The sequence below is a fragment of the Micrococcus sp. LASM2_SD2 genome, assembly GCF_057364565.1.
Genome location: NZ_JBNFOB010000084.1, coordinates 1 through 8596 on the forward strand (window position 1 = coordinate 1; position 8596 = coordinate 8596).

Annotated in this window: 7 protein-coding genes and 1 pseudogene; 6 read left to right on the plus strand and 2 right to left on the minus strand. The window is 70.7% G+C overall.

What is annotated here, in order from left to right; all coding sequences use genetic code 11:
* From AC2W7A_RS06190 to nrdR, 5 genes and pseudogenes are all read left to right on the plus strand, one after another.
* Positions 1 to 391 (plus strand): annotated as a pseudogene (locus tag AC2W7A_RS06190) (hypothetical protein); the annotation flags it as partial.
* Between the two features lie 44 nt (positions 392 to 435).
* Positions 436 to 1017 carry a signal peptidase II gene (lspA, locus tag AC2W7A_RS06195; RefSeq protein ID WP_485990583.1) on the plus strand — a complete coding sequence of 194 codons (582 nt, stop codon included), beginning with the start codon at positions 436 to 438 and terminating at the stop codon, positions 1015 to 1017.
* A 2-nt stretch (positions 1018 to 1019) separates the two neighbouring features.
* The gene (locus tag AC2W7A_RS06200; protein WP_485990585.1) at positions 1020 to 1979 is read left to right on the plus strand and encodes an RluA family pseudouridine synthase; all 960 of its coding nucleotides are present in this window, start codon (positions 1020 to 1022) and stop codon (positions 1977 to 1979) included.
* 140 nt (positions 1980 to 2119) lie between these two features.
* Positions 2120 to 5716, plus strand: coding sequence for a DNA polymerase III subunit alpha (dnaE, locus tag AC2W7A_RS06205; RefSeq protein ID WP_485990586.1), 3597 nt, complete (start codon positions 2120 to 2122; stop codon positions 5714 to 5716).
* A 101-nt stretch (positions 5717 to 5817) separates the two neighbouring features.
* Positions 5818 to 6309 carry a transcriptional regulator NrdR gene (gene nrdR, locus AC2W7A_RS06210; protein ID WP_485990587.1) on the plus strand — a complete coding sequence of 164 codons (492 nt, stop codon included), beginning with the start codon at positions 5818 to 5820 and terminating at the stop codon, positions 6307 to 6309.
* Positions 6310 to 6401: 92 nt separating this feature from the next.
* Here the strand turns inward: nrdR and ppgK are convergent, their stop codons facing one another.
* Together ppgK and map are read right to left on the minus strand one after the other, a co-directional pair.
* Entirely contained in the window at positions 6402 to 7211 is an 810-nt protein-coding gene (gene ppgK / locus AC2W7A_RS06215; protein ID WP_485990588.1) for a polyphosphate--glucose phosphotransferase, read from the minus strand.
* A gap of 59 nt (positions 7212 to 7270) precedes the next feature.
* Positions 7271 to 8101 (minus strand): type I methionyl aminopeptidase, encoded by an 831-nt coding sequence (gene map, locus AC2W7A_RS06220; RefSeq protein WP_485990589.1) that lies wholly within the window; start codon positions 8099 to 8101, stop codon positions 7271 to 7273.
* Between the two features lie 168 nt (positions 8102 to 8269).
* Between map and AC2W7A_RS06225 the strand changes: the two genes are divergently transcribed.
* The gene (locus AC2W7A_RS06225) at positions 8270 to 8479 is read left to right on the plus strand and encodes an SPOR domain-containing protein (protein ID WP_485990590.1); all 210 of its coding nucleotides are present in this window, start codon (positions 8270 to 8272) and stop codon (positions 8477 to 8479) included.
* Positions 8480 to 8596 lie beyond the last annotated feature (117 nt).

Genomic DNA, 8596 nt, shown 5'->3' on the forward strand with positions numbered 1-8596 from the left:
CCGACCGCAGACGCCCGGCGCCGCGCCGGCGGCCCCCGGCGAGAGCACCTCCGCCGCGGGCCTGCTCAGCCTCGCCCATCGCCTCCACGACGAGCACGTGGCCGAGGGCGAGCAGAAGCGCGACCAGATCGTCGCCGAGGCGGAGTCCACGGCCACCCGGCTCGTCTCTGACGCGGAGTCGAAGGCCGCCACGTTGGTCTCTGAGGCGGAGGCCACCCGCCGCACGACCCTGTCCCGCCTGGAGTCCGAGCGTGAGGGCCTGACCGCGGACGTCGAGCGCTTGCGCTCGTTCGAGACCGACTACCGTGCCCGCCTCACCGAGTACATCGAGGGCCAGCTGCGCGACCTGTCCACCCCGTCCCGGGTGGAGCCGGAGCAGGCCGGCCGTTGACCTCCGCGACCGCCGTACGACCCCGTCGCCGCAGCCTCCTGGCCGTGGCGGTCCTCGTCCTGGCCTACCTGCTGGACCAGGGCACCAAGGCGTGGGTCGAGCAGACGATGACCCTCGGGCAGACCATCGACGTGCTGCCCGGGGTCCTGCACTGGCACTACATCCTGAACCCGGGCGCCGCGTTCTCGATCGGCGAGTCCGTCACCTGGTTGTTCACCCTCATCCAGGCCGTCGTCGCGGTGGTGGCCCTCGTGCTCATCGCCCGGGTCCGCTCGTTGCCGTGGGCGCTCGCGCTCGGCGGCCTGGCCGGCGGCGTGCTCGGCAACCTCACGGACCGTCTCTTCCGGCCGCCGTCGTTCGGCCTGGGACATGTGGTGGACATGATCTGGGTGCCGAACTTCGCGGTCTTCAACGTGGCCGACTCCTTCATCTGCTGCGCCATGGTGGCCGTCTGCCTGCTCGTGTTCACCGGCCGCCGGGTGGACGGCACCCACGACGACGGCCGCACGGCAGGGCAGGGCGCCTCACCCGAGAGCCCGGAGGGCTCGGCGGCCGACGCCGCCTCCGGCGGCGCCGAGGCGGCCGGAGACGCCGGTCGCGACGGACACGACGGACGACGGGGCTGAGCATGGGCATGCACCCAGGACGCACGGAGAGGCTCGAGGTGACGCAGGAGCACGCCGGGCGACGGGCCGACGTCGTGCTCTCGGAGGCCTTCGGCGTCTCCCGCTCGCAGCTGGCCGACTGGTTCGCCCGCGGACTGGTCCGTGCCGAGACGAGGAACGGGCGGCGGGACCGCACCCTGAACAAGTCGGCCAAGGCCGTCGCGGGGGAGACGCTCGCGGTGGACGTGCCGGACGACGGCGACCCGCTGGAAGTGAGGATCGAACGCGTGGACGAGATGCGCATCCTGTTCGAGGACGAGCACATGGTGGCGGTGGACAAGCCCACGGGCGTGGCCGCCCATCCCTCGCCGGGTTGGGTGGGACCCACGGTGGTGGGCGGGCTGGCCGCCCTCGGCTACCGGATCTCGACCTCCGGGGCCCCGGAGCGCCAGGGCATCGTGCATCGGCTGGACGTCGGCACCACCGGGGTGATGGTGGTCGCCAAGACGGAGCAGGCGTACACCGCGCTGAAGGACCAGTTCCGGGACCGCGTCCCGACGAAGGTCTACCACGCGGTGGTCCAGGGGCTGCCGGACCCGCTGTCCGGGACCATCGACGCGCCGATCGGCCGTCATCCCGGGCATGAGTGGAAGTTCGCGGTGATCGACGGGGGTCGGGCGTCCGTGACCCACTACGAGACCCTCGAGGCCTTCGGGTCCGCGACCCTCGTCCAGGTGCACCTGGAGACCGGCCGCACGCACCAGATTCGCGTGCACTTCTCCGCGCTGCGCCACCCATGCGTGGGCGACCTGACCTACGGCGCGAACCCTGCCCAGGCCGCCGAGCTGGGCCTGACCCGCCAGTGGCTGCACGCCCGTCGGCTGGAGCTGCCGCACCCGGTGACGGGGGAGCCGGTGACGATCGACTCGGAGTATCCGGACGACCTCGCCCACGCCCTGGCCGCCCTGCGCGGTCACGCCTGAGCCCGGGTAGGCTGGAGCCCCCGCCGTCCCGCCCGCCGCCGTCGCCCGGACACCTCACGTCCGCCGCCGCCGTCGGCCGTCCGTCCCGGCGCACCCGGTCGATCCGGTGCGCCCCGCGCCCAGGAGGAAGAGCCGCACCGATGACCGCGCCCGCCGAGACCGCCGCCGAGGCCACGAAGGACGGTGGCTTCGTCCACCTGCACACGCACACCGAGTACTCGATGCTCGACGGCGCCGCGAAGCTCGACGAGCTGTTCGCGGAGGCCAACCGCCTCGGCATGGACTCACTGGCCATCACGGACCACGGCTACCTCTTCGGCGCCTTCGACTTCTGGAACAAGGCCAAGCAGGCCGGCGTGAAGCCCATCATCGGCCTGGAGGCCTACCTGACGCCGGGGGACCAGCACCGCACGGACAAGTCCAAGACCCGCTGGGGCGAGCCCCACCAGCGCGGCGACGACGTCTCCGGAGGCGGCGCCTACACCCACATGACCCTGCTGTCCGAGGACAACACGGGCATGCACAACCTCTTCAAGATGGGCTCGATCGCCTCGCTGGACTCGGTCTACGCCAAGTGGCCGCGCATCGACCGTGAGCTGCTCAGCCAGTACTCCAAGGGGCTGATCGCCACCACCGGGTGCCCCTCCGGCGAGGTCCAGACCCGGCTGCGCCTGGGCCAGTACCGGGAGGCCCTGCAGGCCGCCTCGGACTTCCGGGACATCTTCGGCAAGGACAACTTCTACTGCGAGATCATGCACCACGGCCTCGACATCGAGCGCCGGGTCATGACGGACCTGCGGCGGCTGACCAAGGAGCTGGACCTGCCGTTCGTGGCCACGAACGACCTCCACTACACTCACGAGCACGACTCGAAGGCGCACGAGGCGCTGCTGGCCATCCAGTCCGGCTCGAAGCTCAACGAGCCGACCTACGACCAGGGCGGCTCGCGCTTCGCGTTCTCCGGCACCGAGTACTACCTGAAGTCCCCGCGCCAGATGCGGGAGCTGTTCAAGGAGCTGCCCGAGGCCTGCGACAACACCCTCGTGATCGCCGAGCGCTGCGAGGTCTCCTTCGACACGGACGCGAACTACATGCCGCTGTTCCCCACCCCGGACGGGGAGGACGAGACCAGCTGGCTCATCAAGGAGGTCGCCGCCGGCCTGGACTACCGCTACCCGGACGGGGTGCCGGACCACGTCCGCAAGCAGGCGGACTACGAGCTGGACGTCATCATCTCGATGGGCTTCCCCGGCTACTTCCTGGTGGTGGCGGACTTCATCAACTGGGCCAAGGACCACGGCATCCGCGTGGGCCCGGGCCGCGGCTCCGGCGCGGGCTCGATGGTCGCCTACGCGCTGCGCATCACGGACCTGGACCCGCTCAAGCACGGCCTGATCTTCGAGCGCTTCCTCAACCCGGACCGCGTGTCCATGCCGGACTTCGACGTCGACTTCGACGACCGCCGCCGCTCCGAGGTGATCGACTACGTCACCCGCAAGTACGGCGACGAGCGCGTCACGATGATCGTCACCTACGGCACCATCAAGACCAAGCAGGCGCTCAAGGACTCCGCCCGCGTGATGGACCAGCCGTTCTCCATGGGCGAGTCCCTCACCAAGGCGCTGCCGCCGGCGGTCATGGCCAAGGACATCCCGCTCAAGGACATCGAGGACCCGGAGGCCAAGCGCTACGCCGAGGCCGGGGACTTCCGCCAGCTGATCGACACCGATCCGGTGGCCAAGGAGGTCTTCGAGACCGCCAAGGGCCTCGAGGGACTGAAGCGCCAGTGGGGCGTGCACGCCGCCGGCGTGATCATGTCCTCCCACCCGGTGATCGACGTCATCCCGATCATGCGCCGCCTGCAGGACGGCCAGGTCATCACCCAGTTCGACTACCCCACGGCGGAGGGGCTCGGGCTGATCAAGATGGACTTCCTGGGCCTGCGCAACCTCACGATCATCTCGGACGCGATCGAGAACGTGAAGGCCAACAGGGACGTCGACCTGGACCTGGAGACCCTCGACGTGGACGACCGGGCCTCCTACGACCTGCTCGCCCGCGGCGACACCCTCGGCGTGTTCCAGCTCGACGGCGGCCCCATGCGCTCGCTGCTGAAGATGATGCGCCCGGACAACTTCGAGGACATCTCCGCGACCATCGCGCTGTACCGTCCGGGCCCGATGGGTGCGAACTCGCACACCAACTACGCGCTGCGCAAGAACGGGCTCCAGGACATCACCCCGATCCACCCGGAGCTGGAGGAACCGCTCAAGGACATCCTGGACACGACCTACGGCCTGATCGTCTACCAGGAGCAGGTCATGGCGATCGCCCAGAAGGTGGCGGGCTACTCGCTCGGCCAGGCGGACATCCTCCGCCGCGCGATGGGCAAGAAGAAGAAGGCCGAGCTGGACAAGCAGTACGAGGCCTTCCACGGCGGCATGATCGAGCGCGGCTACTCCGAGGCCGCGGTCAAGGCGCTGTGGGACATCCTGCTGCCCTTCTCGGACTACGCGTTCAACAAGGCGCACTCGGCCGCCTACGGCCTGGTGTCCTATTGGACCGCCTACCTCAAGGCCCACTACCCGGCCGAGTACATGGCGGCGCTGCTCACCTCGGTGGGCGACGACAAAGACAAGCTGGCGATGTACCTCAACGAGTGCCGCCACATGGGCATCACCGTGCTGCCGCCGGACGTGAACGAGTCGCACCAGAACTTCACCCCGGTGGGGGACGACATCCGCTTCGGCATGGGCGCGGTCCGCAACGTCGGCTCCAACGTGGTGCGCGGCATGGTCCAGGGCCGTGAGGAGAAGGGCGCCTACACCTCCTTCGGCGACTTCCTGGCGAAGGTCCCCCTGGTGGTCTGCAACAAGCGCACCATCGGGTCGATGATCAAGGCCGGCGCCTTCGACTCCCTCGGCTACGCGCGCCGCGCCCTGCTCGCCGTCCACGAGGAGGCCGTGGACGCGACCGTCCAGCAGAAGCGCAAGGAGGACCACGGCGAGTTCACCTTCGACATCTTCGCGCTCGGCGGCGGCTCGGACGAGGAGGAGGAGAAGTCCGACTCCGTGGCGGTCCCGGACCTGCCCGAGTGGCCGAAGAAGGACAAGCTCACCTACGAGCGGGAGATGCTGGGCCTCTACGTCTCGGACCATCCGCTCCAGGGCCTGGACGGCGTCCTTGGACAGTTCGCGGACACGCAGATCACGCGCGTGCTGGACGACGACGGCCCGGCCGACGGCTCGTCCGTGACCATCGCCGGCCTGATCACCACCCTCGAGCGGCGCATCGCGAAGTCCTCCGGCAACGCCTATGCCCGCTGCGAGATCGAGGACCTCGGCGGCTCCATGGACGTCATGTTCTTCGGGCAGGTCTACGCGCCGATCGCCATGATGCTGGCCGAGGACCTGGTGGTGGCGGTCAAGGGCAGGGTCCAGCGCCGCGACGACGGCTCGGTGGTCCTGTCCGCCCAGGAGCTCACCATCCCGGAGCTCAAGGACGCCGACGGCGGCCCGGTCACCATCACGATCCCGGCGTTCCGCGCCACGGAGGCGCTCATGGGGCAGCTGGCGGACACGCTGCGCACCCATGACGGGTCCACGGAGGTCCGCCTGCACCTGGCGGGCCGGCGCTCCACCGAGGTCTACCAGCTGGGACCGCAGTTCCGGGTCTCCCCGAACCCGGCCCTGTTCGGGGACCTCAAGGTGCTGCTGGGCTCTCACTGTCTGGGCTGAGGCGCGCTAGGCTCGCTCCAGACGTCCCGCACGTCCCGGGTGCCCGCGTCCGCGGCGCCCGGCGTCCCCGTCCTCCCCGTCGCCTCCGGAAGGAGCACACCGTGCACTGCCCGTACTGCCGGCATGAGGCCTCCCGGGTGGTGGACTCGCGCTCGCTGGACGACGGCTCGGCGATCCGCCGGCGTCGTCAGTGCCAGGACTGCGGCAAGCGGTTCACCACCATGGAGACCACGGCGCTGACCGTGGTGAAGCGCTCCGGGGTGGCCGAGCCCTTCGACCGCTCGAAGGTGATCAACGGGGTGCGCAAGGCGTGTCAGGGCCGTCCGGTGAGCGCGGACGACCTGGCGATGCTGGCCCAGGAGGTCGAGGAGTCCATCCGTGCGACCGGGCATGCCGAGGTGGACGCCCACGACGTGGGCCTGGCGATCCTGGACCCGCTGCGCCGCCTGGACAAGGTGGCCTATCTGCGCTTCGCCTCCGTGTACCAGGACTTCGAGTCGCTGCAGGACTTCGAGACCGCGATCGCGGACCTGCGGGAGATGGGGGACGAGCGCCGGTCTCAGGCTTTACAACCACGCCTGTTCACCAGGTAGAGTGGTGCCCGGTCGCGGCCCAGCCGCGGCGCACAGACTGCCGAGGGCGGTTCCGGAGGGGAAGCCGGAACCGCCCTCGGTGCATGTGCGGCTCAGTTCCCGTCCGCGGGGTCGTCGTGGGCGGCCAGGGCCGCGCCGACGATGCCCGCGTTGTTCACCAGCTGCGCCGGGACGATGGGGGCGTTGAGCCGCAGCAGCGGCAGGTAGTCGTCCGGGCGCTTCGAGATGCCGCCGCCGACGATGAACAGGTCCGGGGAGAAGATGCGCTCGACGTGGCCGAAGAAGCGCTGCAGGCGCTCGGCGTACTCGGGCCAGCTCAGCCCCTCGCGCTCCCGGGCCTTCGCGGAGGCGCGCTTCTCGGCCATCTCGCCGTCCAGCTCCATGGTGCCGACCTCGAAGTTCGGGACGAGGCGGCCGTCGTGGATCATGGCCCCGCCGATGCCGGTGCCGAGCGTGATGACCATGACCAGCCCCTGCACCCCGCGGCCGGCGCCGTAGCGGGCCTCGGCGAGCCCGGCGGCGTCGGCGTCGTTGAGGACCCGCACCGGGCGCCGCAGGGTCTCGGAGAACAGCCCGGCCACATCCGTGCCGATCCAGGACGGGTCGATGTTGTTCGCGGACAGGCAGACGCCGTCGCGGACGATCGAGGGGAAGCAGACGCCGAGGGGGGCGTCCTTCGCGGCGGCCTTGGGGCGCCCGTCGAGCTCCTCGGCGATCGCGGAGAGGGTCTGGGCCACCGCGTCCGGGACCGCCGGCTGCGGGGTGGGGATGCGGAAGCGGTCGCCGCGCAGGGTGCCGGCCTTGCGGCCGGTGCCCAGGCGGACCTGTCCGCCCTTGATGCCGGTGCCGCCGACGTCGATGCCGACGGTGGTGGGGTACTTGGAGGTGCTCGAGGTGCTCACGGGCGCCAGTCTACGGATCCTCCGGGCGGCTGTCCGGGAGGATCCGCCCGTGGCCGCACTCACACGGCGGTGAGGATCTCCGCGCCGTCCTCGGTGACCACGATCGTGTGCTCGAACTGGGCGGTGCGCCTCCGGTCCCGGGTGACCACGGTCCAGCCGTCCTCCCACATGTCCCACTCGTGGGTACCTAGGGTGATCATCGGCTCGATGGTGAAGACCATGCCGGGCACCAGCAGGGTGTCGTGCAGCGGGGCCGTGTCGTAGTGGGGGATCACCAGGCCGGAGTGGAACTCCACGCCCACGCCGTGGCCGATGAAGTCCCGGACCACGCCGTAGCCGAAGCGCTTGGCGTAGGACTCGATCGCCCGCCCGATGACGTTGACCTGGCGCCCGGGCTTCACGGCGCGGATGCCGCGCATCATCGCCTCGTGGGTGCGCTCCACCAGCAGGCGGGACTCCTCGTCCACGTCGCCGACGAGGAAGGTCCGGTTGTGGTCGCCGTGGACGCCGTCCAGGAAGGCGGTGATGTCCAGGTTCACGATGTCCCCGTCCTCGAGGACGGTGGAGTCCGGGATGCCGTGGCAGATCACCTCGTTGAGCGAGGTGCAGATCGAGCGGGGGAACTCTCGGTAGCCGAGGCAGGACGGGTAGGCGCCGCGCTCCACGAGGTAGGCGTGGGCGATGCGGTCCAGCTCGTCGGTGGTTACGCCCGGGCGGATGTGGGCGGCGGTGTGCTCCATGGCCTCGGCGGCCAGTCGTCCGGCCGCGCGGATGCGGGCGATGCCCGCGGCGTCGTAGACGTCCGAGGCGTTGCCCTCGTCCGCCGTCTTCTTCCCCACGTACTCCGGGCGGGGGATGGACGCCGGGACGGCCGGGGCCGGGGACTGCACACCCGGGGCCAGCGTGCCCAGCGGGGCGCGCGAGCCCGCCTGCGGGCGCGGGGCGGGGCCGTCGGGGGCGGGGGCCGTTGTGGCCGGACGATGCTGCGGACGGGGATTCGGCTGCGGAACGGGAATCGGACATGGCGTCCAGCCTACTCGGGGGCTACGCTCGCCCCCATGAGCGAGAACGAGTTCTGGTACAACACCCGCACCGGCCAGGTCGAGCAGGGTGCCCAGTCCGACTGGTCGCAGCTGCTGGGCCCCTACGCCACCCGTGAGGAGGCCGAGGGCGCCATGGCCAAGGTGGCGGCGAACAACGAGGCCGCGGACGCCGCGGACGACGAGGACCGCAGGTGGGACAACAACCCGGCCAACGACGCGGACTGACCCCGTCCCGACCGGGGGAGCGGCCGCCGGGAGCGTGAGGCTCCCCGCCTCTCCGGTCCCACCCCCTCCGACGACGGCCGCCCGCCTCCTCGAGGCGGGGAGACCGTGTCGTGCCTC

What these genes read in the sequence shown, in the direction of transcription:
- AC2W7A_RS06200 (WP_485990585.1), top strand. Translation starts at nt 1,020, where the DNA reads ATGGGCATGCACCCAGGACGCACGGAGAGGCTCGAGGTGACGCAGGAG.
- dnaE (WP_485990586.1), top strand. Translation starts at nt 2,120, where the DNA reads ATGACCGCGCCCGCCGAGACCGCCGCCGAGGCCACGAAGGACGGTGGC.
- AC2W7A_RS06225 (WP_485990590.1), top strand. Translation starts at nt 8,270, where the DNA reads ATGAGCGAGAACGAGTTCTGGTACAACACCCGCACCGGCCAGGTCGAG.